This is a genomic window from Streptomyces sp. NPDC060049, assembly GCF_042736715.1.
In the GTDB taxonomy this organism is placed as follows: Bacteria; Actinomycetota; Actinomycetes; order Streptomycetales; family Streptomycetaceae; genus Streptomyces.
Genome location: NZ_JBHWVV010000031.1, coordinates 35,641 through 61,610, shown reverse-complemented (window position 1 = coordinate 61,610; position 25,970 = coordinate 35,641). Strand labels below are relative to the sequence as shown.

General features: G+C 72.8%; 23 protein-coding genes and 1 pseudogene. 12 read left to right on the top strand and 12 right to left on the bottom strand.

What is annotated here, in order from left to right; translation table 11 throughout:
* Positions 1–110: 110 nt before the first annotated feature.
* The 3 genes from ACFWBY_RS35895 to ACFWBY_RS35885 all read right to left on the bottom strand — a co-directional run bounded on the left by ACFWBY_RS35895 (position 111) and on the right by ACFWBY_RS35885 (position 2,078).
* The gene (locus ACFWBY_RS35895) at positions 111–815 is read right to left on the bottom strand and encodes a hypothetical protein (protein ID WP_385341539.1); all 705 of its coding nucleotides are present in this window, start codon (positions 813–815) and stop codon (positions 111–113) included.
* A gap of 199 nt (positions 816–1,014) precedes the next feature.
* On the bottom strand, positions 1,015–1,785 hold the full coding sequence (locus ACFWBY_RS35890; protein WP_385341537.1) for a hypothetical protein: 771 nt from the start codon (positions 1,783–1,785) through the stop codon (positions 1,015–1,017).
* A 137-nt stretch (positions 1,786–1,922) separates the two neighbouring features.
* A complete protein-coding gene (locus ACFWBY_RS35885) occupies positions 1,923–2,078 on the bottom strand; it encodes a hypothetical protein (RefSeq protein ID WP_385341536.1) in 156 nt (51 codons plus the stop codon).
* A 932-nt stretch (positions 2,079–3,010) separates the two neighbouring features.
* Between ACFWBY_RS35885 and ACFWBY_RS35880 the strand changes: the two genes are divergently transcribed.
* Positions 3,011–3,850 (top strand): SAM-dependent methyltransferase, encoded by an 840-nt coding sequence (locus ACFWBY_RS35880; RefSeq protein WP_385341534.1) that lies wholly within the window; start codon positions 3,011–3,013, stop codon positions 3,848–3,850.
* Complete coding sequence (locus ACFWBY_RS35875) at positions 3,847–6,042, top strand: putative bifunctional diguanylate cyclase/phosphodiesterase (RefSeq protein WP_385341531.1); 2,196 nt, start codon at positions 3,847–3,849, stop codon at positions 6,040–6,042. The genes ACFWBY_RS35880 and ACFWBY_RS35875 overlap by 4 nt, the downstream gene beginning before the upstream one ends.
* Before the next feature lie 108 nt (positions 6,043–6,150).
* Here ACFWBY_RS35875 and ACFWBY_RS35870 read toward each other — a convergent pair whose 3' ends face one another.
* On the bottom strand, positions 6,151–7,218 hold the full coding sequence (locus tag ACFWBY_RS35870) for an FAD-dependent monooxygenase (protein WP_385341528.1): 1,068 nt from the start codon (positions 7,216–7,218) through the stop codon (positions 6,151–6,153).
* A gap of 106 nt (positions 7,219–7,324) precedes the next feature.
* Between ACFWBY_RS35870 and ACFWBY_RS35865 the strand changes: the two genes are divergently transcribed.
* Positions 7,325–7,969 carry a TetR/AcrR family transcriptional regulator gene (locus tag ACFWBY_RS35865; RefSeq protein ID WP_385341525.1) on the top strand — a complete coding sequence of 215 codons (645 nt, stop codon included), beginning with the start codon at positions 7,325–7,327 and terminating at the stop codon, positions 7,967–7,969.
* 102 nt (positions 7,970–8,071) lie between these two features.
* Here ACFWBY_RS35865 and ACFWBY_RS35860 read toward each other — a convergent pair whose 3' ends face one another.
* Entirely contained in the window at positions 8,072–8,950 is an 879-nt protein-coding gene (locus tag ACFWBY_RS35860) for a LysR family transcriptional regulator (RefSeq protein WP_385341522.1), read from the bottom strand.
* Positions 8,951–9,045: 95 nt separating this feature from the next.
* On the opposite strand from ACFWBY_RS35860, the gene ACFWBY_RS35855 reads away from it, so the two are divergent.
* The 5 genes from ACFWBY_RS35855 (at position 9,046) to ACFWBY_RS35835 (ending at position 13,898) form a co-directional block, all read left to right on the top strand.
* The gene (locus ACFWBY_RS35855; protein ID WP_385341519.1) at positions 9,046–9,750 is read left to right on the top strand and encodes a succinate dehydrogenase cytochrome b subunit; all 705 of its coding nucleotides are present in this window, start codon (positions 9,046–9,048) and stop codon (positions 9,748–9,750) included.
* 2 nt (positions 9,751–9,752) lie between these two features.
* Complete coding sequence (locus ACFWBY_RS35850) at positions 9,753–11,807, top strand: fumarate reductase/succinate dehydrogenase flavoprotein subunit (RefSeq protein ID WP_385341517.1); 2,055 nt, start codon at positions 9,753–9,755, stop codon at positions 11,805–11,807.
* The gene (locus tag ACFWBY_RS35845; protein WP_385341515.1) at positions 11,804–12,550 is read left to right on the top strand and encodes a succinate dehydrogenase/fumarate reductase iron-sulfur subunit; all 747 of its coding nucleotides are present in this window, start codon (positions 11,804–11,806) and stop codon (positions 12,548–12,550) included. The genes ACFWBY_RS35850 and ACFWBY_RS35845 overlap by 4 nt, the downstream gene beginning before the upstream one ends.
* A 247-nt stretch (positions 12,551–12,797) precedes the next feature.
* A complete protein-coding gene (locus ACFWBY_RS35840) occupies positions 12,798–13,448 on the top strand; it encodes a hypothetical protein (RefSeq protein WP_385341513.1) in 651 nt (216 codons plus the stop codon).
* A gap of 78 nt (positions 13,449–13,526) precedes the next feature.
* Positions 13,527–13,898, top strand: a complete 372-nt coding sequence (locus ACFWBY_RS35835) for a cupin domain-containing protein (RefSeq protein ID WP_385341511.1) — start codon at positions 13,527–13,529, stop codon at positions 13,896–13,898.
* Positions 13,899–13,900: 2 nt separating this feature from the next.
* On the opposite strand, the gene ACFWBY_RS35830 is transcribed toward ACFWBY_RS35835, so the two are convergent.
* The gene (locus ACFWBY_RS35830; protein ID WP_385341509.1) at positions 13,901–16,300 is read right to left on the bottom strand and encodes an ABC transporter; all 2,400 of its coding nucleotides are present in this window, start codon (positions 16,298–16,300) and stop codon (positions 13,901–13,903) included.
* 5 nt (positions 16,301–16,305) lie between these two features.
* Positions 16,306–17,319: an MsnO8 family LLM class oxidoreductase gene (locus ACFWBY_RS35825; protein ID WP_385341507.1), complete on the bottom strand. Its 1,014-nt coding sequence runs from the start codon at positions 17,317–17,319 to the stop codon at positions 16,306–16,308.
* An 86-nt stretch (positions 17,320–17,405) separates the two neighbouring features.
* On the opposite strand from ACFWBY_RS35825, the gene ACFWBY_RS35820 reads away from it, so the two are divergent.
* Positions 17,406–17,900: a hypothetical protein gene (locus ACFWBY_RS35820; protein ID WP_385341505.1), complete on the top strand. Its 495-nt coding sequence runs from the start codon at positions 17,406–17,408 to the stop codon at positions 17,898–17,900.
* A 28-nt stretch (positions 17,901–17,928) separates the two neighbouring features.
* Here the strand turns inward: ACFWBY_RS35820 and ACFWBY_RS35815 are convergent, their stop codons facing one another.
* Complete coding sequence (locus tag ACFWBY_RS35815; protein ID WP_385341503.1) at positions 17,929–18,144, bottom strand: dodecin; 216 nt, start codon at positions 18,142–18,144, stop codon at positions 17,929–17,931.
* Positions 18,145–18,309: 165 nt separating this feature from the next.
* On the opposite strand from ACFWBY_RS35815, the gene ACFWBY_RS35810 reads away from it, so the two are divergent.
* From ACFWBY_RS35810 to ACFWBY_RS35800, 3 genes are all read left to right on the top strand, one after another.
* Positions 18,310–19,569 carry an extracellular solute-binding protein gene (locus ACFWBY_RS35810; RefSeq protein WP_385341501.1) on the top strand — a complete coding sequence of 420 codons (1,260 nt, stop codon included), beginning with the start codon at positions 18,310–18,312 and terminating at the stop codon, positions 19,567–19,569.
* A gap of 153 nt (positions 19,570–19,722) precedes the next feature.
* The gene (locus ACFWBY_RS35805; protein WP_385341499.1) at positions 19,723–20,556 is read left to right on the top strand and encodes a GNAT family N-acetyltransferase; all 834 of its coding nucleotides are present in this window, start codon (positions 19,723–19,725) and stop codon (positions 20,554–20,556) included.
* Positions 20,553–21,593, top strand: a complete 1,041-nt coding sequence (locus tag ACFWBY_RS35800; RefSeq protein WP_385341497.1) for a lysophospholipid acyltransferase family protein — start codon at positions 20,553–20,555, stop codon at positions 21,591–21,593. The genes ACFWBY_RS35805 and ACFWBY_RS35800 overlap by 4 nt, the downstream gene beginning before the upstream one ends.
* On the opposite strand, the pseudogene egtD reads toward ACFWBY_RS35800, so the two are convergent.
* The 4 genes and pseudogenes from egtD to egtA form a co-directional block, all read right to left on the bottom strand.
* Positions 21,491–22,450 (bottom strand): annotated as a pseudogene (gene egtD, locus ACFWBY_RS35795) (L-histidine N(alpha)-methyltransferase); the annotation flags it as partial. The gene ACFWBY_RS35800 and the pseudogene egtD sit on opposite strands and share 103 nt — an antisense overlap.
* Positions 22,447–23,250 carry an ergothioneine biosynthesis protein EgtC gene (gene egtC, locus ACFWBY_RS35790; protein WP_385341495.1) on the bottom strand — a complete coding sequence of 268 codons (804 nt, stop codon included), beginning with the start codon at positions 23,248–23,250 and terminating at the stop codon, positions 22,447–22,449. The pseudogene egtD and the gene egtC, both read right to left, overlap by 4 nt.
* Positions 23,250–24,572 carry an ergothioneine biosynthesis protein EgtB gene (gene egtB, locus ACFWBY_RS35785; RefSeq protein ID WP_385341493.1) on the bottom strand — a complete coding sequence of 441 codons (1,323 nt, stop codon included), beginning with the start codon at positions 24,570–24,572 and terminating at the stop codon, positions 23,250–23,252. The genes egtC and egtB overlap by 1 nt, the downstream gene beginning before the upstream one ends.
* The gene (gene egtA / locus ACFWBY_RS35780; protein ID WP_385341491.1) at positions 24,569–25,882 is read right to left on the bottom strand and encodes an ergothioneine biosynthesis glutamate--cysteine ligase EgtA; all 1,314 of its coding nucleotides are present in this window, start codon (positions 25,880–25,882) and stop codon (positions 24,569–24,571) included. Before egtA ends, egtB begins: the two co-directional genes overlap by 4 nt.
* Positions 25,883–25,970 lie beyond the last annotated feature (88 nt).

Sequence of the window (25,970 nt, the reverse complement as noted above, 5' to 3'; positions counted from 1 at the left end):
GCGCGCCCCCCCCGCCCCGCGCGTGCCGGCGGGCCCCCCGGCGGTTGGGGGGAGGGCTGCGGGAACCGACGGGGCGGGGGTGTCGCCGGGGCGCCGGGTCGCGGCGCGCTTCAATGGACGCGGCGGATGTCGCGGCGGCGCAGCGCGAAGCCCAGGCCGACCAGTCCGCCGAGGACGAGCCCCACGCCGACGCCGAGTTCCATGGGGTTCAACCCCGCCACGCTGCCGCCGAGGCCGCCGCGCACGCCGAGCGCGCTGCCGCGGGAGGCGACCGTACCGGTGCCCGCACTCGTGCCGGTGCCGGTGCCGGTACTCACGCCGGTGCCCGTGCCCGTGCCCGTGCTCGCGCCGGTGCCCGTGCCCGTGCTCGCGGCGGTGCCCGCGCTGGAGGCGGTGCCCGCGCTGGGGCTCGTACGGGTTCCGGCGGTGGAGCTGGTGGTGGGTCTGCTGGTGCCGCCCGCGATCGTGAGGTCGGCTGATCCCGTCTCGCCGTTGCAGGTGAAGGAGACGGAGTACAGGGCTCCGCGCCGGGCGTCGCGGTCCACGGTGACCCGTACGGTCTTGCCCCGCTCGATGCTCACGGTGTCGAAGACCCCGGAGGAGGAGGTGGCGAAGGCGGCGTTGCAGCCGGTGACGGACAGCACGGTCTGGCCCCCGGGGGCGACCGTCGAAGGGGTGATGGCGAAGCCGAAGGAGGTGATGGGCGCCGCTTCGGCGGCGCTCGCGACGGGCACGGCGACCGGGCCGAGTACGAGGACCGTGCTCGCGGCGGCGGAGCCCAGCAAGGCTATGGGGGAGGTGCGTATCGCGCCCATGGTTGATTCTCCGGATCCCCGAGGAGCAGCCGCGGAACGGTTTCCGCACGTGGGGGGTCGTGCGCCTCGATGTCCGCCACGCTAGGCGCGGGCAGGGTGGCCCGCGATCAGGAACGGGCGAATGGGGCATATCTGTAGGCCGAACCGGGGACGGGAGGCCCGTCCCCGGTTTGCCGGGCGCCACCGGGAAGACACGGCGTCAGTCGTGCAGGCCCAGATGTGGGAACTGTGCGAGGAACGGCTCGGCGGTGGCGGCGATGCCCCGGCCGAAGGGGGCGTCGAAGTCCCAGATGAGGAACAGCAGGAAGGCGATCAGCGCGCTGAAGAGGCCCGCCAGCAGCAGTTCCCGGAAGGAACGCCTGATCTGCAGGGTGAAGATCAGTCCCACCGTCACCAGGGCCCCGACGATCAGGCCGAACCAGACCACCCCGGGCATGGTGGCCCCGGCGCTCTGGCCGCGTGCGCTGCGCGCGTCGTCGACCACGGCGACCTGGTCCACGAGCGGCTGGTACGCCTGGCCCTCGTGATCGGTCCGGGGTTCGTAGTCCGTCACGTCGCGGCGGATGCGTTCCAGCAACTCGGCGCCGCGGTCGGTGAGGTTGCCGCTCTCGGCCATCTCCTTCCATTCGGTGTCCACGACGAAGGTCACGTAGGCGTCCACGTCCGACCGGATCTTCTGGCGCACGTCGGCCGGATAGACCTCGGAGCGGACGCTGATCTCGTGCAGGGCCTGAGACTCCTGGCGCACGTACTCCTGGGCGGCGCCGCGGCCCTCCCAGACGCCCGCGATCGCCAGGCCCAGCACGATCGCGTAGATCACGCCGATCATCATCGTCATGTACTCGATGACGTCCGGGGTCTCGCTGGGATCGTCGTCCTCGCCGATCCGGCGCTGGTTGAAGAAGGCGATGGACAGCACCACGGCACACGCGGCGGCCATCGCGAGGGACAGGACGAGCCATTCCGACAAGGCGACTCCAATTCATAACTCGGTGACCTGGCGCGAGTGCTCTGGCGCGGTGCCGGGCGCGGCGGTAGCCGTCACTTCGACGACGGGCCCAGCCGCCTCTTCCGCGGGCTCGGGCGACACGATCGGAAAGGGGCGGCCTAACGCGGGCGCAGCGCGATGATCGCGACCACGGCGGGGGCCGCCGTCATCAAGGTGAAGGTGACGGGGGAGACGTGGTGTTCGACCGGCTTGCGGACCGTCGCGTGGTAAGTGGGGCGCGCGACCGGCTTCTTGGGCGCGACCGCGGGGACCACCTCGGGGGGTGGGGGCGGGGGAGCCGGCGGGGCCGGCTTCGGGACGGCGGGCGTCTTGGGCCGGACGGGCGGTGGCGGCGCGGGGGGCTCGGGCAGGGGCTTGGGCGGTGGCGGTGGCGGTGGGGTGGGGGTCGGCTGGGGCGGCTTCGGTGGTGGCGGAGTGGGCTTCGGCGTGGGTTTCGGAGGGGGCGTGGGGGTCGGCTCGGGCGGGCACGGCGGGGGCGGTGGCGGCGGCGGGCACGGGTGGTCACCGTGATGGCCCCCGCCGTGGTGGCCGCCGTGATGGTCGTGGCCGCCGCCGTGGCCGCTGCCTTGGCCGTTCCTGTGGCCGCTACCCCGGTCGTCCCGGCGGTCGTCCTCGGCGTTCCGGCGGCCGTCCCGGCGGTCGTCCTCGGCGCTCCGGGCGCCGCGACCGGCTCGTGCGCCGTGATGTCCGCCACCCCGGCCTGCTCCGGTCGCGGTGGCGACGGCGGACGCGACCGGCCTGACGGCGCTCGCGCCGTCGTCGGAGTCCGCCGTCGCGGGGGTACGGCTATCGGCCATGACGGGTGTCGCGGACAGCGCGGCCCACAGCAGGACCGGGACCGCCAGCAGGCGCCTGGAAGAGGCTCTTTTCACCCGGGGATCATGGGTTCACGCGCGCTGGCGCGCGGGAAGGTTGCCGAGGCTTCGCCTGAACGGATGAGGTTTTGGCTATGGGGGTTTGAGCCAGATCTTGAACGATCGCGATCTGGCGGTGACCTTTTCCCAAAAGGTATTTGTCGGTTTCGATCATTCTCCGACATCGTCGCGCCCACGCCTTTGGCATGTGACGAAGAACGGATCGGCAATTTCCGCTTTCGCTCGCTCCGTTGGGCAATGATCAGTAGATTCGGCTCGGACAGGAGTCCGACCCGTCCGGACCGCTGCAGGACTACGGCTTGGAGACCCCGATGGAGCGCCCCGCCTGGGCCCCGCCAGGCATCGACATATCGGTGCCGAGTGTGTCCCGCATCTACGACTACTACCTGGGCGGCTCCCACAATTTCGAGGTCGACAGGCAGGCAGCCCGCCGCGCCATGGAATTCATGCCGGGCCTGCCCAAGATCATGCAGGCCAACCGTGCGTTCATGCGCCGCGCCGTCCGCTACGCCGTCGCCGAGGGCATCACGCAGTTCCTCGACATCGGCTCCGGCATCCCGACCTTCGGCAACGTCCACGAGATCGCCCAGGCCGCCAGCCCGGAGGCGCGCGTCGTCTACGTCGACCACGACCCCGTGGCCGTCGCCCACAGCCAGGCCGTCCTGGCGGGCGCCGAGCGGACCGGCGTCGTCACCGCCGACCTGCGCAAGCCGCAGGAGATCCTGACCGCCCCCGAGGTCGGCCGGGTGCTCGACCTGAGCCGCCCCGTGGCCCTGCTGCTGGTCGCCGTCCTGCACTTCCTCGAGGACGCGGACGACCCCCACGCCGCCGTCGCCGAACTGCGCGATGCGCTGGCCCCCGGCAGCCTGCTGATCCTCACGCACGCCTCGTACGAGGGGATCCCGCTCTCGCAGGAGGTCGCGGCGGGCACGGTCGGCGTCTACCGCGAACTCCGCAGCCCGCTCGTCATGCGCGACGCGCAGCAGATCGGGCGCTTCTTCGAGGGCTTCGACCTGATCGAGCCCGGTCTCGTCGCCATGCCCAACTGGCGGCCCGACGGCCCCGACGGTTTCGACGGTCCCGAGTGCGACACCGCGGGCGAAGACCCCTACGCCTTCTCGGGCTTCGCCGGCGTGGGACGCAAGGCGTGAGACTGCCGGCACAGCAGACGGCGGGCGACCCGGGCGCCCCGCAGGGCGCCCTGGAGGACCGCATCGGCCGGTTCGCGACCATCTGGGGACGGGCGATCTTCCCCGTCACGGCCACCTCGCTCACCCGCGCCGAGTTCGAACAACACCTCGTACCGCTCACCCGCGCCCTCGTCGATGCCCTCTGGGCCCGGCCCTTCGACGCCGCCGCCGGCCAGCGGGTCGGGCAGGAGCTCGTCGCGGTGCACTGCACCGACCCGGAGGCACTCGCCGGCACGCTCGGCGTGGTCGAGTCCTACCTGGTGCTGTACTGCGGACCCGAGGGGCCCGACGCCGACGGAGTCGAAGGCACCGAGGAGTACCGGTCCCGCTGCGCCCGCCTCCAGCACGGCATCGCGGCCGGGTTCGCCCGCGCCCTGCGCGAGCGCACCCTCAAGGAGCAGGAGGCCATCGCCCGCTCCGCCCTGACCGCCCGCATCGACGCCCAGCAGGCACTGCACGCCAGCGAGGCCCGCTTCCGGGCCGTCTTCGAGGGCGCGGCCATCGGGATCGGCATCGCCGACCTCGCGGGCAACGTCCTCGAGGTCAATGACGCGCTGCTGCAGATGTTCGGCGGCATGGACGGGCACGTCCGGGGCCGCAACGTCAGCGAATGGGGCCACCCCGACGACACCCCGCACGTCTGGCGGATGTACGGCGAACTCGTACGCGGCGAGCGCGAGAGCTACCGCGTCGAGAAGCCGTACTACCGGCACGACGGGACGGTCCTGTGGACCAACCTGACGGTCTCGCTGCTGCGCGACGCCGAGGGCGTGCCGCAGTACCAGCTGGCCCTGATGGAGGACACGACCGAGCGCCGGCTGCTCAACCTGCGCCTGCGGTACGAGGCCACCCACGACGCGCTGACCGGCCTGCCCAACCGGACGCTGTTCTTCGAGCGGCTGGAGAAAGCGCTCAGCGGGGCCGGCGGGGCCCGCTTCGGCCTGTGCTACCTCGACCTCGACGGCTTCAAGGCGGTCAACGACAGCCTCGGCCACTCGGCGGGGGACCGGCTGCTGGTGGAAGTCGCCGACCGGCTGCAGAGCTGCGCGACGGGCCCCGGCGAGGTGGTCGCCCGGCTCGGCGGTGACGAGTTCGTGGCGCTGACCACCGGGCCCGAAACCGAGGAGAAGGCCACCGAGCTCGCCGTCCGGATCTTGTCCGCCCTCTCGGTCCCGATCCGGCTGGAGGGGCGTGAGCTGACGGTCCGGGGCAGCATCGGCATCGTCGAGGGTGCGGCGCGCGAGCGGACCCCGGCCGAGGTACTGCGCAGCGCCGACATCACCATGTACCGGGCCAAGGCGGCCGGCGGCAACCGCTTCGAGTTCGCCGACGCGGAGGCCGACGCCCGCGCCATCACCCGGCACGGGCTGACCAACGCCCTGCCGGCGGCGCTGGAACGCGGCGAGTTCTTCATCGAGTACCAGCCGCTCGTGCACATGCACGACGGCAGCGTGCACGGAGCGGAGGCGCTCGTGCGCTGGTCGCATCCGCAGCACGGGGTGCTCGGACCGGACCGCTTCATCCCGCTCGCCGAACGCACCGGACTGATCGTGCCGCTCGGCCGGTGGGTACTGGAGGAGTCCGTGCGCCAGGCCCGCAACTGGCAGCACCAGCACGGCGGCGCCACCCTGCGGATCAACGTCAACCTGTCGCCCACCCAGCTCCACCACCCCGGCCTGGTCGCCGACACGATCCGAGTCCTGGAATCCTCGGGCCTGGCCCCGAGCACGCTGTGCCTGGAGGTCACGGAGTCGGCCCTGATCGGCGCCGACGACGAACTCCTCGAGCCGCTGCGCCGGCTCGCCGCCCTGGGCGTGGACATCGCCCTGGACGACTTCGGCACGGGCTACTCGAACCTCGCCAACCTGCGCCGACTGCCCGTCAGCGTCCTCAAACTGGATCGCTCCTTCACCAAGGGGATGCAGCAGGAGCCGGCCAACCCGGTCGACGTCAAGATCGTGGAGGGAATCGTGGCCCTGGCACACAGCCTCGAACTCGCCGTCACGGTCGAGGGCGTGGAAACCGGCGCCCAGGCCGCCCAGCTCCGCGCCCTGGGCTGCGACACGGCCCAGGGCTGGTACTACGCGCGCCCCGGAGCCCCCGACCGCATCCATACCCTGTCCCTCTCCGACGCGGTCCCGACGGGCACCTGACGGCCGGGCCGGCCGGGCCCCCCGACTGCGCCGACCGCCTCCGGCCGTGCGGGGGCCCGCCCCCGGCCGGGCAGGACCGAGTCCGCGCGCCCCGCCGCGCCGGGCCCGTCACCCCCGGCCCGCCTCCGTCCCGCGACCGGGCGTGCGCACGGCCGCCATGACCCGCTCGTGCCGCTGCTCGGTGTCAGCCAGCACCGCCGCGGCCGCCGGCAGCCGCTCGGCCTCGTAGGCGTCGAGGACATCGTCCCCGGCCGACCCGGCCAGTGCGGCGGCCAGCGTCCGGGCGAGCGCGGTGGCGTCCTCGACGCCGGTGTTCATCCCCAGCCCGCCGGCTATGGGGTGGACGTGCGCTGCGTCCCCGGCGAGGAAGACCCGGCCCTCGCGCATCCGCTCGGCCATGCGGACATTGACCCGCCAGAAGGAGAGCCAGCCGGCTTCCGCGAGCCGGATCCCCGGCATCCGAGCGTGGCGGTCGAAGAGCCGCTGGAAGCTCTCCACCGAGGGCGGCAGGGACTCACCCCGCTCGTCCTGCTCGGGCGAGGCCTGGAGCTGGAAGGTGTCCGTCCCCGGCATCGGGCACAGCAGGATCCCGCCGCCCTCCGAGGTGAACCACTGGTGCCAGAAGTCCCGGCTCAGCCCCGGCGCCCGCACGTCTCCGAGCACCATCGCCTGCTCCGGCGCCGTGTAACCCGCGAAGGGGATGCCGAGCAGCCCGCGGGTCGTGCTGCGGCCGCCGTCGCATCCCGCGAGGTGGCGGGCCCGGATCACGGTGCCGTCCGCGAGCTCCGCGTCGACCCCGGCGTCGTCCTGCGCGAGGGATGCGAGCCGTGCGCCGTGCTCGACCCGTACGCCAAGCAGGGCGAGCCGGTCGCGCAGCGCCTCCTCGACCTGCCACTGCCCTATGAGCAGCCCGTCGCTCACCGCGGTGTCGCTCACGTGCGCACCGTCGAAGTACTTGCGCAGGACCGTCTCCCGGCGGCCGACGGCCGTCAGGCGCTCGGCCGCCCCGAGTTCCTCGAAGATCTCCAAGCTGCCCGGGGTGAGCCCCTTGCCGCGGGATTCACGGTGTGGTGCGGACCGCTCGTCCATGACCCGCACGCCGATGCCGCGGCGGGCCAGGTCACAGGCGAGGGTCAGTCCGGTGGGGCCGGCTCCCGCGATCAGTACGTCGGTCATCGGAGGTCCTCTCGTCGTCGGTGTCTCAAGGAAAGCGCCTCCGACAAGAAAAAGCAACCCGGTCACGAAATTGACCGAGTCACTCATTCGTGCCAGGCTGTAGACCATGGAGAACATGACGGGTTTGCGCGAGAGCAAGAAGCTGCGTACGCGCCGCCAGCTGGCGGCCACGGCGCTGGAGCTGTTCCTGGAGCGGGGCTTCGATGCCGTGTCCGTGGCGGACGTCGCCGCCGCGGCGGAGGTCTCCAAGCCCACTCTCTTCCGGTACTTCCCGAGCAAGGAGGACCTCGTCCTCGACCGCTTCGCCGACCATCAGGACGAGGCGGCGCGCATCGTGCGGGAGCGGTCCGCCGGGCAGGGCCCGGTGGGGGCGCTCCGCGCGCACTTCCTGGCGGCCCTCGACGCGCGCGATCCGATCACCGGCCTGTGCGACCACCCGAACGTGCTCGCGTTCCAGCGACTGCTCTACACCACGGCAGGCCTCGCATCGCGAATGCAGCACTACACCGCCCGCGAGGTGGAGCTGCTCGCCGCCGTGCTGGAGGCGGAGGCGGTCCCCGCGCTGTCCGCGCGCCTGGCCGCCGCACACCTGGTGACGGTCCGGCACGAACTGGGCCGGGAGAACTGGCGGCGGATGGACTCCGGCCAGAGCGCGGACGAAGCCCACCCGGCCGCGGTGGCCGATGCCGGCGAGGCCTTCGCGATGCTGGCCGACGGGCTCGACAAGGCCCTGCCCATACGCCCGGCTTGACGGCCTGACGGATCGCGGGCCGGTCGAGGCGGCCGGGGCGCCCCCGCCGATGTGACGGCCGATGGGACGGCCGCGCGTCGAGGCCGGCCGGTCCCGGAGCGTTCAGCCCAGGAGCATGCGCTTGAGTTCGCGGGCCGCGCGCGGGGGTGCGACGTCCGTGCGGTGGGCCAGGGCGACCGTGCGGCGCAGGGGGGAGCCCGCCAGCGGGGTCGCTCGCAGGCCCGGGCCCGCGTGGTCGACCACCATCGCCGGGACCACCGCGATGCCCAGGCCCGCGCGGACGAAGCCGAGAACCGCGTCCATCTCGCCGCCCTCCACGGTGAACACCGGCTCGAAGCCCTCCGCCCGGCACGCCGCCACCGTGAGGTCCCGGAGGTCGTAGCCGTGCCGGAACATCACCATCGGCTCGTTGCGCAGCGCCCGTACGCTGAGCGGACCGCCGCCCGCGGGGGCCGGCAGGGCCGCGGAGGAGACCACCACCAGGTCCTCGGTCAGCAGCTCCACCGTGGTCAGCGCCGGAGCCGAGGGGGGCAGCGGCAGGGCGATCAGCGCGAGGTCCAGGGCCCCGCGCGCGAGCTCCCGTACGAGGTCCAGCGAGCCGCTCTCCTCGATCAGCAGCTCGATCCCGGGATGCGCGGCGTGGAAGGCCCGCAACACGCCCGGCAGCAAGCCCGTGCACACGCTGGGCGTGGCCCCCAGCCGGACCCGGCCGCGCCGCAGCTGCACCAGCTCCTGCACCTCCAGGCGCGCGGTGTCGGCGTCCGCGAGGATCCGGCGGGCCAGTGGCAGCAGGGTCTCGCCCGCGTCGGTGAGGGCGATGTTCCCGCGCGCCCGGCTGAACAGCTCGGCGCCGAGCTCGCGCTCCAGTGCCTTGATCTGCTGGGACAGGGACGGCTGGGCCACGTGTTCACGCTCTGCGGCGCGGGTGAAGTGCCGGGTCTCGGCGACGGCGACGAAGTACACGAGCTGCTGGAACTGCATCGTCCCAGCGTAGCGGTGTGCATAGGCTGCACCTATCGACTTGAGCTCCACCATGTCTTGGACCTTTCGGCATCCTCGTCCGTACGGTCGGTGCCATGGCTCTGGCAACGCGGACGGGTCGACGGCCGTCCACCACGCGAACGCTCTGGGACTCCTCCGTCGGCAAGAAGTCCGTCATGGCCGTCTCCGGCCTGATCATGCTCGGCTACCTCGTCGCGCACATGCTCGGCAACCTCAAGATCTTCTTCGGAGCCGAGGAGTTCAACGGCTACGCCCACTGGCTGCGCACCCTCGGTGCCCCCGTCCTCCACCACGAGTGGGCCCTGTGGATCGTCCGCGCGGCTCTGGTCGCCGCCGTCCTCGCACACGCAATCTGCGCCTACCAGCTCAGCCGCCGCGACATCAAGGCGCGCCCGGTCGCGTACGCCCGCAAGCGCCGGCGGGCCGGCTACGCCACCCGCACCATGCGCTGGGGCGGCGTCATCCTCGCCCTCTTCATCGTCTGGCACCTGCTCGACCTCACCACGCTCACCGTCAACGAGCGCGCCTGGGCAGGGCATCCGTACGAGAACGTCCTGGCCACCTTCTCCACCTGGTACGGCAACACCATCTACCTGGTGGCCATGGCCGCCCTCGGCCTCCACGTCCGCCACGGCTTCTGGAGCGCCGCCCAAACCCTCGGAGCGGGCAGCGCCCGGCGCGAGCGGACCCTGAAGTTCCTGGCCAACGCCCTCGCCCTCGTCCTCTTCGCGGGCTTCGTGTCCGTACCCGTCGCCGTCATGACCGGAGTGGTGAGCTGACCATGAGCGAGAACACGAACAAGCACACGCACACGAACGCGACCGGGAGCACGGACACGAGCGGGCACACGGACACGAGCGGGATCACGCACACGGGAGAGGACACGGGAGTCTCCTACGCCGACTACACCACCGGTGAGCCGATCGCCGACACGAAGGCCCCCGAAGGCCCCATCGCCGAACGCTGGGACCGCCGCCGCTTCGAGGCCAAGCTCGTGAACCCGGCCAACCGGCGCGGGCACACCGTCATCGTCGTCGGCACCGGTCTGGCCGGCGGCGCGGCAGGCGCCACGCTCGCCGAACAGGGCTACCACGTCGTCCAGTTCTGCTTCTCCGACTCCCCCCGTCGCGCCCACTCCATCGCCGCCCAGGGCGGCATCAACGCGGCCAAGAACTACCGCAACGACGGCGACTCCGTACACCGCCTCTTTTACGACACGGTCAAGGGCGGGGACTTCCGCGCCCGCGAGTCCAACGTCCACCGCCTCGCCCAGATCTCCGTCGAGATCATCGACCAGTGCGTCGCGCAGGGCGTCCCCTTCGCCCGCGAGTACGGCGGCCTCCTCGACACGCGTTCCTTCGGCGGCGTCCAGGTCTCCCGCACCTTCTACGCCCGCGGCCAGACCGGACAGCAGCTTCTGCTCGGCGCCTACCAGGCACTGTCGCGCCAGATAGCCGCGGGCAACGTGGAGATGCACGCCCGCACCGAGATGCTCGACCTGATCACCGTCGACGGCGTGGCCCGCGGCATCGTCGCCCGCGACCTCGTGACGGGCACGATCGAGACGTACTACGCGGACGCGGTCGTCCTCGCGAGCGGCGGCTACGGCAACGTCTTCTACCTCTCCACCAACGCCATGAACTCCAACGCGACCGCCGTCTGGCGGGCGCACCGGCGCGGCGCCTACTTCGCCAACCCCTGCTTCACCCAGATCCACCCCACCTGCATCCCGCGCACCGGCGACCACCAGTCCAAGCTCACGCTGATGAGCGAGTCGCTGCGCAACGACGGCCGCATCTGGGTCCCCAAGGCCAAGGGCGACACCCGCCCCGCCGCCGACATCCCCGAGGCGGAGCGCGACTACTACCTGGAGCGGATCTATCCCTCCTTCGGCAACCTCGTGCCCCGCGACATCGCCTCCCGCGCCGCCAAGAACGTGTGCGACGAGGGCCGCGGCGTCGGTCCCGGCGGCGAGGGCGTCTACCTCGACTTCGCGGACGCCATCCGGCGCATGGGCAAGGAGAATGTCGCCGAGAAGTACGGCAACCTCTTCGACATGTACGAGCGGATCACCGCGGAGAACCCGTACGAGGTCCCCATGCGGATCTACCCCGCCGTGCACTACACGATGGGCGGCCTGTGGGTCGACTACGACCTCCAGACCACGGTCCCGGGCCTGTTCGCGATCGGCGAGGCCAACTTCTCCGACCACGGGGCCAACCGCCTCGGCGCCTCCGCCCTGATGCAGGGCCTCGGCGACGGCTACTTCGTCCTCCCTTCCACCATCAACGACTACCTGGCCCGTCACCCGCACCGGGAGGCGGTCGGCGACACCCACCCCGAGGCCGCGGCCGCCGTGCGCGAGACCCGCGACTGCCTCGCGAAGCTGCTCGCCGTCGACGGGGACCGCACCCCCGACTCCTTCCACCGGGAGATCGGCGCACTGATGTGGGAGTACTGCGGGATGGCCCGGACCGAGGAAGGGCTGCGCAAGGCCCTCGCCCGGATCCCCGAGATCCGCGAGGAGTTCTGGAGGCGGATCAAGGTCCCGGGCAGCGGCGAGGAGTTCAACCAGTCGCTGGAGAAGGCCAACCGCGTCGTCGACTACCTGGAGCTCGCCGAGCTGATGTGCCTCGACGCCCTCCACCGCGCCGAGTCCTGCGGAGGACACTTCCGCGAGGAGTCCCAGACCCCGGACGGCGAAGCCGCCCGCCGCGACGAGGAGTTCGCTTACGCCGCCGCCTGGCAGTACACCGGAACCGGCGCCGCCCCCGTCCTGCACAAGGAAGACCTCGTGTTCGAGTACGTCCACCCCACCCAGCGGAGCTACGCATGAAGCTCACCCTGCGCGTCTGGCGCCAGCGGAACGCCGACGCCCCCGGCGCGATGGCCTCGTACGAGGTCGACGGCATCTCCACGGACATGTCGTTCCTCGAAATGCTCGACACGCTCAACGAGGACCTGATCCTGCGCGGCGAGGACCCGGTCGCCTTCGACCACGACTGCCGCGAGGGCATCTGCGGCGCGTGCAGCCTCGTCATCAACGGAGACGCCCACGGGCCGGAGCGCACCACGACCTGCCAGCTCCACATGCGCTCCTTCTCGGACGGCGACACGATCGACGTCGAACCGTGGAGGGCCTCCGCCTTCCCCGTCGTCAAGGACCTCGTGGTCGACCGGGGCGCCTTCGACCGGATCATCCAAGCCGGCGGCTACATCACCGCGCCGACCGGCGCCGCCCCGGAGGCGCACGCCACCGCCGTGCCCAAGCCGGTCGCCGACCACGCCTTCGAGCACGCGGAGTGCATCGGCTGCGGGGCGTGCGTGGCGGCCTGCCCCAACGGGTCCGCGATGCTCTTCACCTCCGCCAAGGTCAATCACCTCAACGTGCTGCCGCAGGGCTCGCCGGAGCGCGAGACCCGCGTGCTGGACATGGTGGCGACCATGGACGCGGAAGGCTTCGGCGGGTGCACCCTGGCAGGCGAGTGCGCGACCGCCTGCCCCAAGGGGATCCCGCTGCCGTCGATCGCGGCCATGAACAGGGAGTGGCTGAGGGCGGTGCGCAAGGGACCGCGCTGACCTGCGGTTCTCAGGCTCAGGGGCCCTTGGAGGAGGCCGCGCTCGTCTTGCGGGCCCTCCGGCGGCCTCCTCGCCGGATCCGGTGATCACGGGCCTCGACCGCCGCCTCCCCGACGAGACCCGCCTTCCCCTCGGCGTTCCCCCACCCGCGCACACGGCCGTGCGGCGTCCGCCGATCGGATGATCGGGGCGGGGCCCGTCGTGCCGTGACCGGCCGCCCTTCCGTACATGGGCGACAGTGGGCCCCATGCCCCCAGCCCCCACCGGCTTCGGCCCGCGCCGCCGCACCGTGCTGGCCGCCGCCCTCGCCCCCCTGGTGGTGGCCGGCTGCGCCGGGGAGGAGCGCCCGAGCACCCCGCGCCCGGGCCCCGAGGTCGCCAAGGACGCCCTGGTCATGCTGATCCGGCACGCCGAGAAGCCGTACGCCGGGGACGTCGGCGAGGACGACGAGGGCAACGAGGACCCCGGCTTCCTCTCGCTCCGCGGCCGGCGCCGGGCCCATGAGCTGCCGAGCCTCTTCCCGCCCGCCCGGGGCGCCGGCCTGCCCCGCCCCGAGGCCGTCTTCGCGGCCGGGGGCAAGGAAGGGACGACTCCCGCGCGCTGCCGCCAGACCGTCGAGCAGCTGGCCACCGCGCTCCGTACGCCCGTCCGAGCCGAATTCGGCCCGGGAGCCGAGCCGGCCCTGGCCCGCGCGGTGCTGGCGGCCCGGATGCCCGTGCTCGTCTGCTGGGAGCACACCGGCATGCCCCGCCTGATCCGCGCCCTGGGGGCGCAGGACGTCCTGGGGCTGCCCGCGGCCTGGCCCGACCGCTACGACCTGGTGTGGACGTTCACCCGCAGGCGTGGCGTGTGGAGCTTCCGCGAGCTGCCGCAGCATCTGCTCGCGGGCGACGCGTAGTCGCCGCGAGTCCCGCGCGGTACGGGCGTACGCTGATAAGTGGACTCGGGGACGTCGTGTGCCGGGAGGTCGACGATCATGTCTGGAATCGTGCGCAAAGGTTTCGATTCCGCCGATGAGACACGACAGTTCGAGGGCGGCATGGGTCGGCTCGACCTGCTCAACACCGACCACGGACCCGTCGGACGGGCCGTGTTCGAGCCCGGGTGGAAGTGGTCGCAGCACATCAAGCCCATTGCGGGGACCGACAGTTGCGAGGCGGCCCACGTCGGCTACATCGTCAGCGGCGCCATGAAGATCGTCATGGACGGTGGCGAGAGCATCGAGGCGCAGTCCGGGGACTTCATCCAGATCGACCCCGGCCACGACGCCTGGGTGCTCGGCGAGGAGCCGTGCGTCGTCCTCGACTGGCAGGGATACGGAAACTTCGCCAAGCCCGCCGGCTCCTGAACTCAAGGCCGCGCGGCCAGTGCCCGCGCCAGGTGGGGCGCCGTGCGGCTGCCGGTGGCGCGGGCCACGTCGCCGGGCGTGCCCGCGGCCAGCACGCGGCCTCCGTCCGCGCCGCCGCCCGGACCCAGGTCGATGACCCAGTCCGCGCCGGCCACGACCGCCATGTCGTGCTCCACGACCACCACCGAATGCCCGGCGTCCACCAAGCCGTGCAACTGCCCGAGCAGTACCTGCGCGTCGGCCGGGTGCAGCCCCGTCGTGGGCTCGTCCAGCAGGTACAGGGTGTGGTCGCGGCGCAGCCGCTGGAGTTCCGTCGCCAGCTTGATGCGCTGTGCCTCTCCGCCCGACAGCTCCGTGGCCGGCTGCCCGAGCCGCAGGTACCCCAGGCCGATGTCGGACAGGGCCGCCAGGCTCCGCTCCGCCGCCGGGACCCCGGTGAAGAAGGAGGCCGCCGCCTCCACCGTGAGGGCGAGCACCTCGGCGATGTTCAGGCCCGAGTAACGGACCTCCAGCGTGCGGGTGTTGTACCGGGCCCCCGCGCATTCGGGACACGGGGCGTACGTACTGGGCAGGAACAGCAGCTCCACCGAGACGAAGCCCTCGCCCTGACAGGACTCGCACCGTCCGCCCGGCACGTTGAAGGAGAAGCGGCCCGCCTTCCAGCCGCGCGCCTTCGCCTGCTCCGTCGACGCGAAGAGCCGGCGGACCACGTCGAACAGCCCCGTGTACGTGGCCAGGTTGGAGCGCGGCGTGCGGCCGATCGGCTTCTGGTCCACCTCCACCAGCCGCCGCACCGGGAACCGCGGATCGGCCAGCCGCTCACCGACCTCCCCAGCGAGCGCCTGGCCCACCAGCGTGGACTTCCCGGAGCCCGACACGCCGGTCACGGCCGTGAACACCCCGAGGGGGAACTCGACCGCCACGTCGCGCAGGTTGTGCCGGTCCACACCGCTGAGCCGGACGGCCCCGGTCGGCTCCCGCAGGGCCCGCGGGCCGGTCCCGTCCCGCCGAGAGTCCCGGAACAGGTGCAGGGCCGTCGCGGAATCCGCCACCGCGGCCAGTCCCGGGGGCGGTCCGCTGTACAGCACCTGCCCGCCGTGCTCGCCGGCCAGCGGCCCGACGTCCACCAGCCAGTCCGCGTGCCGCACCACGTCCAGATGGTGCTCCACCACGAACACGGTGTTCCCCGCCTCCTTGAGCCGGTCGAGTACGCCGAGCAGTGCCTCGGTGTCGGCCGGGTGGAGGCCCGCCGACGGCTCGTCCAGTACGTACACGACCCCGAACAGCCCCGAACGCAACTGCGTGGCCAGCCGCAGCCGTTGCAGCTCACCCGCCGACAGGGTGGGAGCGCCGCGGTCGAGGCTGAGGTAGCCGAGGCCGAGCTCGGTGACGGGTCCGATCCGGGAGCGCAGGTCCTGTGTCAGCACCCGGGCCGCTTCACCGCTTCCGCGCGCGGTGGCCAGTACGCCGTCCAGCTCGGTCAGCGCCAGCGCCGCCAGCTCCGCGATGGTGCGGCCCGCGAAGGTCACGGCCAGCGACTCCGGCCGCAGCCGGCGGCCCTCGCACACCGCACACGGCGCGTTCGAGAGGAACCGTTCGGCACGGGCCCGCAGGGTGTCGCTCTTGCTGTCGGCGAACGTCCGCATCACATAGCGCCGCGCGCTCATGTACGTCCCCTGGTAGGGGCGTTGGATCCGGTCCGCCTCCCGCACGGGATGTACGGTGACCACCGGCTGCTCCTCGGTGAACAGGATCCACTCGCGGTCCTTCGCGGAGAGCTCCCGCCACGGCGCGTCCACGTCGTAGCCCAGCGCCTCCAGGATGTCGCGCAGGTTCTTGCCCTGCCAGGCGCCCGGCCAGGCGGCGATCGCGCCCTGACGGATCGACACCTCGCGGTCGGGGACCAGGAGTTCCTCGCTCGTGCTGTGCACCCGGCCCAGTCCCTGGCAGGAAGGGCAGGCCCCGGCGGCCGTGTTGGGGGAGAAGGCGTCGGAGTCGAGGCGCTCGGCGCCCGGCGGATAGGATCCGGCCCGCGAGTAGAGCATCCGCAAGGAGTTCGACAGTGTGGTCACCGTGCCGACCGAGGAGCGGGACCCGGGGGAGGAGCGCCGCTGCTCCAGGGAGACCGCCGGCGGCAGCCCGGTGATCGAGTCGACCTTCGGCGCGCCGATCTGGTGGATCAGGCGGCGGGCGTACGGCGCCACGGACTCGAAGTACCGGCGCTGGGCCTCGGCGAAGACCGTGCCGAAGGCCAGCGAGCTCTTCCCGGAGCCGGAGACGCCGGTGAAGACGGTCAGCGCGTCACGCGGAATGTCCACGTCGACGCCGCGCAGGTTGTGCTCCCGGGCGCCGCGGACGCGGACGTAGGGATCGTGGGGGTGAGGGGTGCCGGACGGATGCATTCGTCCTAGTTTAGTGCCCGTGTTCCGGAGGGCAGGCCTACGAGGCCTGCGAGCTTCTCGAAGGAGTCCAGCAGCGCCGCCCGGTCGTAGGTGGACGTCGTGACCAGGAGCTCGTCCGCCCCGGTCAGCTCCGCGGCCTCGGCCAGCTCCGCCGCGACCTGCTCCGGCGTACCGTGCACGTGCCCGGTCAGGGCGCCCTCGTACAGCTCGCGCTCCTTGGGGGTCATCGAGAGGGCCTCGACCTCCTCGGCCGGGCGCAGCGGCGGGAAGCTGCCCCGGGTACGGGAGTGCGCGAGCGCCCACGCCTCGGGGACCAGGATCCGCCGGGCGGCCCCGGCGGTGTCGGCGACCGCGACCGCCCCGGAGACCACGACGTAGGGCCGGGCGCCCCACGGGGAGGGCCGGAACGCCGCGCGGTACCCCTCGATGATCCCCACGACCCGATCACGGGCCCGCAGGTCTCCGACCACCAGCGGCAGGCCGGCTCGGGCCGCGATGCCGGCCCCCTCGCCGGTGGCCAGCACGAAGGGCGGGATCCGCAGCCCCTCCGCCGGCCGGGCGTGCACCTCGGGATGTGCGCTCTGTGTGCCGTCGAGCCAGCCCAGGAGCTCCGCGAGCTGCTCCTCGAAGAGGTCGGCGTCCCCGGTGTCCCGGCCCAGCGCGCGCCGGATCCCTCCCGTGAAGCCCACCGAGCGGCCCAGCCCCATGTCGATCCGCCCGGGGAAGAGCGACTCCAGGACCCCGAACTGCTCCGCGACGACCAGCGGCTGGTGGTTGGGCAGCATCACCCCGCCGGTGCCGACACGGATCCGGCCGGTGGCCGCGGCCACGGCCGCGGCCAGCACGGTGGGCGCGGATCCGGCGACGCCCGGCACGCTGTGGTGCTCGGAGACCCAGAACCGGTGGTATCCGAGCCGCTCCGCGGCGCGCGCGAGGTCGACGGTGTCCCGCAGGGCCTGCGCGGCGGGGTGCCCCTCGCGGGTGCGGGACCGGTCGAGTATCGAAAGTTTCCGGATCACACCGTCCTCAACGCCCGGGGACCGCCAGGATTCCCGGGGGCCGCCCGCGGCCGGGCGCAGCGGCGGGGCGTGTCTACGCTGGCAGGGTGACCGGAACTCAGAACCTCAAGCCCCTGGCCGTCTTCGACATCGACAACACGCTGGCCGACACCGACCACCGCCAGCACTTCCTGGAGCGCCGGCCCCGCGACTGGAGCGGCTTCTTCGCGGCCGCCCCGGCCGATCCGCCGCTCGCCCGCGGGGTCGCACTCGCGGTGGAGAGCGCGGCCGAGTGCGAGGTCGTGTACCTGACGGGCCGCCCGGAGCGGTGCCGCGCGGACACCGTCGAGTGGCTCGCCCGGTACGGGCTGCCCGAGGGACGGCTGTGGATGCGCGGGAACCAGGACCGGCGGCCCGCCCGGACGACCAAGCTGGAGGTGCTGCGGCGGATCGCGCGGGGCCGCGAGGTGCGGATGCTCGTGGACGACGACGAGCTCGTGTGCCAGGCGGCCCGTGCGGCGGGCTTCCGCGTCGTCCTGGCGGACTGGTCGGCGGACGCGCCGGAGCTCCAGGACGCGCAGGAGCGCGAGGGCCGGACGTGAGCGCTGCCCGAGCGCTGTCCGGGCGCCCTCAGTCCTCGCCGTCGAGCCGGAAGCCGACCTTGAGCCCCACCTGGTAGTGCGCGATCTGCCCGTCCTCGATGTGGCCCCTGATCTGTGTCACCTCGAGCCAGTCCAGGTTGTGCAGGGTCTCGCCCGCGCGGGCGATTCCGTTGCGGATGGCCTGATCGATGCCCTCGTGGGACGTGCCGACGATCTCGGTCACCCGGTACGTGTGATTGGACATGGGGGTCTCCCGACACTGGGTGGCTGTTGCCTGGTTCTACGGTGCCCCAGTAAGTCCCGCTCCGCGAACTTTGTGAGCTCGATCCGGAGTGAAAGCCCCTTGACCCGCTCATTGGTCCATGCCAATTTCTAGCCATCTGAGATTCATCCCCAGAAGGTGACCTTCGTGAAGATGCGCTTCCTTGCCGTGTCCACCGCTCTCGCGGCGGCGACCGCCCTCACCGGCTGCAGCTCGGCCGGACCGGCGGGAGATCCGCAGAAGGTGACGCTCTGGCTGATGAAGGGCAGCGCGTCCGACGACTTCACCACGCGGTTCACGAGCAGTTTCGAGAGGGACCACCCCGGCGTCGACCTCGACATCAGGGTCCAGGAGTGGACGGGGATCGGGGACAAGGTCAACTCCGTGCTGTCCGGCAAGAGCACGGAGGGCGCCGACGTCATCGAGGTCGGCAACACCCAGGTCGCCCAGTACGTCGAGACCGGCGGCGTCTCCGAGCTCACCCTCGAAACCCTGCGCCTGTGGGACGGCAAGGACTGGCTGAAGGGCCTCTCCGACCCCGGCAGCGTCAACGGCGCCCAGTTCGGGGTCCCCTGGTACGCGGCCAACCGCGTGGTGATCTACAACAAGGACCTCTTCGCGAACGCCGGGATCAAGACCCCCATCAAGACCCGCCAGGAATGGATCCAGGCCACCCAGAAGCTCGACAAGGGCAGCCAGCAGGGCATCTACCTCGCCGGGCAGAACTGGTACGTCCTCGCGGGGTTCGTCTGGGACGAGGGCGGCGAGCTCGCCGTCGAGGGCGGCGGCCAGTGGCTCGGCACCCTCGACGACGAGAAGGCCCTGGCGGGCATGGAGTTCTACAAGCAGCTCCAGGACCTCGGCGACGGGCCCAAGGACGCGGACGAGGAAACACCCCCGCAGTCCGACGTGTTCGCCCGGGGCGGGATCGCGCAGATCATCGCCCCGCCCGGCCAGGCCGCCGCCATCGAGGCCGCCAACCCCGCGCTGAAGGGCAAGCTCGGGTTCTTCCCCATCCCCGGGAAGACCGCCGACAGGGTGGGCGCCGTCTTCACCGGCGGCTCGGACCTGATCATCCCCGAGAAGACGAAGCAGCGTAAGAACGCCGTCGACGTCATCACGGCCCTGGTCAGCGAGAAGTGGCAGACCGAGCTCGCCCGCACGATGAGCTACGTCCCCAACAAGACCACCCTCGCGCACGTCGTCGAGGGCAACGAGGGCGCCACCGCGATGGCCCCCGGCGCCGCCCAGGGCCGTGCCACACCGAAGTCCGCCCGCTGGGCCGAGGTCGAGGCCAAGAATCCGATCAAGCCGTTCATGACGGCCGTCCTCACCGGTCAGGACCCCAAGCAAGCCGCGAAGACGGCCTCCGACAACATCAGCAAGGTGCTCAGCTCCGACCGCTGACCTCGGCGGGGCGCGGGCCCCGACCGCCGAGTTCAGCGTTCGCACATCCGAGGGCCGCGAAGCGGCCATGTCGAATCCAGCCGGTCACGGAAGAAGTAAGGAACCAGGCCGCACAGCCGCCGGCCTGGTTCCGTGCCCGGACCAGGAGCCGCCATGACCATCGCACCCCTGTCCCCGTCCGCCCTCCGCCCCACCGCTGCCCCGGCGCCGACCACCCCCTCCGCCTCCGCCTCCCTCCGCTCCGTTCCCGGAGCCCCCGCTCCCCGCTACGCCGTACGCCTCGCCCGGGACGAGGACGAGGTGCGCTCCGCCCAGCGCCTGCGCCACCAGGTCTTCGCCGGCGAGCTCGGCGCCCGCCTCGACGGCCCCGAGCCCGGCCTCGACTCCGACTCCTTCGACGCCCACTGCGACCACCTCCTCGTCGTGGACGAGGAGACCGAACAGGTCGTCGGCACCTACCGGATCCTGCCTCCCGAGCGCGCCGCCGCCGTCGGACGCCTCTACTCCGAGGGCGAGTTCGACCTCTCCGCCCTCGCCCCCATCCGCCCCGACCTCGTCGAAGTCGGCCGCTCCTGCGTCCACCCCGACCACCGCAACGGCGCCGTCATCGCACTCATCTGGGCAGGCCTCGCCCGGTACATGGACCGCTCCGGGCACAACTGGCTCGCCGGCTGCTGCTCGGTACCGCTCGCCGACGGCGGAGTCCTCGCCGCCGCCACCCGCGAGTACGTCCTCAACCGCAGCCTCGCCCCCGCCGAGTACCGGGTCACCCCGCACCTCCCGTGGAACCCGGAGGGCGTCACCGTCCCCGGCCGCACGGAACTGCCCCCGCTGCTGCGCGGCTACCTGCGCCTGGGAGCCTGGGTCTGCGGAGAACCCGCCCTCGACGCCGAGTTCGGCTGCGCCGACCTCTACGTCCTGCTCTCCCTGCGCCGCACCGACCCGCGCTACCTCAAGCACTTCCTCTCGCTCGCCCCGGGCGCATGAGCGCCTGGCTCCCGGTCTCGCCCTGCACCCCGGCGCACTGCGCCGCACACGAGGGCCGCACCGCGAGCGTGCCGCAAGCCGCCCTGCGGCTCGCCGCCGCCGCCGTCCTGATCCTGCTCGGGATCCTGGGCGCTCCGCCGCTGGGCCTGCTCCCGCGGCGGCCCCGGCACGCGGTCGTACGGGCCTGGGCGGCAGCGCTGCCGCGCGCCCTCGGCCTGCGCGTCACCGTGCACGGCAGCCCCGGCCCGGCCGGCGGCCGCCTGATCGTCGCCAACCACATCTCCTGGCTCGACATCCCGCTCGTCGCCGCCGTCCTGCCCTCCCGGATGCTGGCCAAGAGCGACATCCGGAACTGGCCCTTACTCGGCCCGCTCTCCCGGCAGGCCGGGACCCTCTACATCGAACGGGACCGGATCCGCGCCCTCCCCGCCACCGTCGGGAGCGTCGCCCGCGCCCTGCTCGACGGGGACCGCGTCACCGTCTACCCCGAGGGCTCCACTTGGTGCGGGCGCGCCCAAGGCCCCTTCCGGCGGGCCGCGTTCCAGGCCGCGCTGGCCGCGCGGGTGCCCGTACAGCCCGTACGGATCACCTACCTGCGGGAGGACGGGGGCCGGGCCGGGGCGCCCGCCTTCGTCGGGGACGATCCGCTGACCGCTTCGCTGTGGCGGATCGCGAGGGCCCGCGGTGTACGGGCCGAGGTGCGGCTGCTGCCGCGGATCCCGCCGGACCGGTACGCGGACCGGCGGGATCTCGCGGCAGCCGCTCAGGCCGCCGTACTCGCGCCGCCGGAGTCGGAGCCGGAAGCGGAGCCGGATCCGGGGGCGTGGCCGGAGCCGGCGTCACGGCCGGTGGTGCCGTCGCCGCGCCGCCGGCCCTCCCGGCCGTCCGCGCCCTCCCCGTCGTCCGCGCCCGCCCGACCGTCCGTACCGACGCCGTCGGCCACCGACAGCGACAGGGCGAAGCGGCCGGCCGCGTCCGTCCACCAGTGCGTCAGCTCGAGTCCCGCGGACGCGAGCTCCGCGCGGAGCCCCTCCTGACGGAACTTCGCGGAGATCTCCGTCAAGATCTCCTCGCCCTCACGGAAGGGCACCTCCAGATCCAGCGCCCTGACCTTCACCAGCACGTGCGTCAGAGCGCGCAGCCGCATCTCGATCCACTCGTGCTCACGGTTCCACACCGCCACGTGGGCGAAGTCGGCGGTGTGGAAATCCCCGCCCAACTCGCGGTCGATCACCGCGAGTACGTTCTTGTTGAACTCCGCCGTCACTCCCTGCGAGTCGTCGTAGGCCGCCACCAGCGCGGCCTCGTCCTTCACCAGGTCCGTCCCCATCAGCAGCGCGTCCCCGGGTGAGAGCATCGCCCGCACGTCCGCCAGGAACACCGCCCGCTCCGCGGGCAGCAGGTTCCCGATCGTGCCGCCCAGGAACACCACCAGCCGCGGCCCGGGGGAGTCCGGCAGCCGCAGCGGCTTCGTGAAATCGGCCAGAAGCGCGTGGACCCGCAGCCCCGGATGAGCGTCGAGCAGCACCTCGGCCGCCCCGGTCAACGCGCTCTCGCTCACGTCCACCGGTACGTACGTGTCCAGCGCGGGCAGCGCGTCGATCAGATGCCGGGTCTTCTCCGACGAGCCGGATCCCAGCTCCACCAGGGTGCGGGCGCCACTCACCGAGGCGATCTCCTGGGCCCGCTCCAGCAGGATCTCCCGCTCGGCGCGCGTCGGGTAGTACTCGGGCAACCGGGTTATCTCCTCGAAGAGCTCGCTGCCCCGGGCGTCGTAGAACCACTTGGGCGGCAGCGTCTTCGGGGACCGGGTCAGTCCCTGGAGCACATCCGCGCGCAGCGCCGTGTCGGCGGCGTGCTCGTCGAGCGTGCGGGTCAGCCGGAAGTCGTTCACAGGGCTTCGTCTCCTTGCTGCGGGGCTCCTCGGTACGGGGCGCCGGTGGGGGTCTCCTTCAGGGAGACGAGGTCGATCCGAGTCGGCGTGGCGGTCAGCAGGGTCCCGTCGGGCACCTCGCACCAGCGCGGGTCGTCGTCGTAGGGCTCCGACGCGACCACCACGCGCGGCACGGCGGGATCGGCCAGATACCAGAGGGAATCCCCCCAGGCCGTCGCCGCGATCGCCCGGCCGTCGGTCAGCAACAGGTTCAGCCGGGAGCCGGGCGAGGCCTCGAGCAGCTCCCGCACCGACCTGGTGAGCGCCTCGCCGAGGGAGTCCCCGCCGCGCAGCCGCCGCAGGACCAGCGCCCAGATGAGGGCCGAGTCCGTGCGGGCGGCCAGCGACAGCAGATCCCGGGGCGACAGGGCAGCCGCGACGGGGGCCGCCGCGTCCGGCCAGTCCCGGAGCAGTCCGTTGTGGCTGAACAGCCAGGGACCGTCCGCGAACGGAGCCGCCGCCGCCTCCCCGTCGGCCCCGGGGCGCGTGGCGTCCCGCAGCGCCGCCAGTACGGCCCCGCTGCGGACCACCCGGGCGAGGTCCGCGAAGCCCAGGTCCCCCCAGATCGGCACGGCCCGGCGGTAGCGGGCGGGCACCGGATCGCCCTCCGCGTACCAGCCGATGCCGAAGCCGTCGGCGTTGACCGTGCCGTGCCGCTGCCGGCGAGGCTCCCAGGACTGGTGCACGAGGGAGTGCTCCGGCTCGCTGAGCACTCGGCCGAGGCTCACGGGCGGGCCCAGATAGGCGATGTGTCGGCACATCAGCGACCCCCCGTGGACCGGTCGTCGCGCGCGGTCCGGAAACCGGAGAAGATCTGCCGGCGCACCGGCAGGTCCCAGTTGCGGAAGGTGCCGCGGCAGGCCACCGGGTCCACGGCGAAGGAGCCGCCGCGCAACACCTTGTGCTCCGGGCCGAAGAACACCTCCGAGTACTCGCGGTACGGGAACGCCCGGAACCCGGGATAGGGAAGGAAGTCCGAGGACGTCCACTCCCACACGTCACCGATCAGCTGCCGCACCCCGAGCGGGGAGGCGCCGGCCGGATAACTGCCCGCGGGGGCCGGCCTCAGGTGGCGCTGGCCGAGGTTGGCGTGCGCCGGCGTGGGATCCGCGTCGCCCCACGGGTAGCGCGTGGAGCGGCCCGTCACCGGATCGTGCCGGGCGGCCTTCTCCCACTCCGCTTCGGACGGCAGCCTGCGCCCCGCCCACCGGGCGTACGCGTCGGCCTCGTACCAGCTGACGTGCAGCACCGGCTCGTCCCCGGGCACCGGCTCGGTGACCCCGAAACGGCGTCGTACCCACGTCCCGCCCTCGCGGTGCCAGAACAGCGGGGCCTCGATACCGTGCCCGCGGACCTCCTGCCACCCCGCCGGGGCCCACCACCGCTCCGCGCGGTAGCCGCCGTCCGCCATGAACTCCTGGTAGGCGGCGTTGGTCACCGGCGTCGTATCGATCCAGAACGCCTCCGTGTCCCGCAGGTGCGCGGGCCGCTCGTTGTCCAGCGACCACGGCTCGGCGGAGGTCCCCATCGTGAACGGTCCGCCGGGTACGAGGACTTCGGCCGCAGCGGGCGGCGGCCCCTGCGGGGGATCCGGCTCGGGCGCCGCCAGCACCGGAGCCCCCTGCCGCAGTTGATGGGTGATCAGCATCGTCTCGTCGTGCTGCTGCTCGTGCTGCGCGATCATCCCGAAGACGTAGCCGCCGTCCAGCAGCGCCGTGCCCTCCAGCGGGGTGCGCTCCAGCAGGTCGAAGACCCGCCCGCGCACCTCGGCCGCGTACCGGCGGGCCTCCTGCGGGCCCAGCAGCGGCAACCTCGGGCGCTCCGAACGGGGATGCTCGAAAGCGTCGTAGAGCGGGTCCATCTCGGGGCGCATGGACTCGCGTCCGGCCACGTTGCGCAGCAGCCAGAGCTCCTCCATGTTGCCGATGTGCGCGAGGTCCCAGACCAGCGGCGACATCAAAGGGGAGTGCTGGGCGGTCAGATCCCCGTCGGACACCGCGTCGGTGAGCCCGGCCGTGCGCAGCCGCGCCGCGGCCAGCGCGGCGGCGGCACGCTCGCGCAGGAGCTCCGGTTCGGCGGTCATGGGCGTACCTCCTCGCCGGCCTGCCGCGACCGCGGGTCCGGGTCCGGCTGTGCGGGCCGGTCGTCGGCGGGGCAGCGGCCGCGCGCGACGTACCGGTCGGTGAACTCGGCGACCGTGTCCCGGACGGCACCACCGGCGCCCAGTCGGGGCAGCGCCTCGGCGGCGGCCCGGAAACACGCCCGGGCTGCGGCCCGCAGCTCCGGATCGGACAGGCCCTGTCGCGCGGCGGTCCGCCAGAGCCGGTTGCGGGGGGCGGGCTGCGTCCCGTAGGTGTCGGCCAGCCCCTTCGACACCCGGTACGCGGTCTCCGCCGCCTCCGGGTCGTCGAACAGGGCGTGCACGACGGCCACCGGGACGAGCCAGCCGTCGTCGCCGGGCTGGGCGTCGATCATCCGCAGCTCGAGATGGCCGCGGGGCCGTACCGGCGGGAACAGCGTGGTCAGGTGGTAGTCCAGGTCCTCGGCGGTCGGCGGCCGCCGAGGACCGTTCGGCGGCTGCCGGTGGCCTTCCGAGCGCAGCCAGTCGCGGAAGGTCAACCCGCGCGGCACCGCCCAGGGCGCGCCTTCCCCGTCCGCCCGTACGCACATCACCTCGGTGTCCAGTGCCTGCCGGGTCCACGCGCCGCGCGGCTCCCCGTCCAGCGGTGGGGCGAGGGACCGACGGGTGTCGAGGTCGCTCCAGATGCCCTGACGGGCGCACCGCCAGCCGGCGTACGGCCCCTCGCGCGCGGGGGAGTTGGCGAAAGCGGCCACCAGCACCGCGCCGAGGAGGTGGGCCAGGAGCCACCGGCGGCCGTGGCCGAGCGGGCCCGGCTCCTCGTACCCGGCGTCCACGCACACCTGCACGGACGCGGAGGTGCACATCATGGCGCGCCCGGCGGGCCCGGTGCGGTCGAAGTAGGTCTCCATCGCGTCGTAGCGCGGGCTGGCCAGCATCCGGCGCTGCGGCCGGCGCGGGTCCTGGCCCAGGCCCCGCAGCACCAGGCCCTGGCCGAGCAGGGTGCTCCGTACGGCGGCCAGATCGGCCTGGAGGCCCTCCACGCACCCGGTGAGGGAGGTGGCGGGCGCCGAGCTGAGCTCCAGCTGACCGCCGGGCTCGACGGTGACGCTGGATCCGAGGGCCAGCTTGCCGGCCGCGTCGTGGGCGGCGGCCAGCCGCTCCTGGGATACGGGCAGAGCGGGGCGTTCGGCGTCGAAGAGCAGCCATTCGAGCTCCGCCCCGAGGAGGCGGGGCGGGCCGGTCTTGAAACATATGCCGTGGACCAGGTCCTCGGCGGCGGACTCGGTCAGGCGGGGTGGTTCGTCGTGCATGAACGGGCCCTCGTCTCGCGTCGTCGACTGTGACATCACCCGTGCCTACCCGTCCGTTGGGGCACAAATCCCTTGCCGCCGCTCGGGT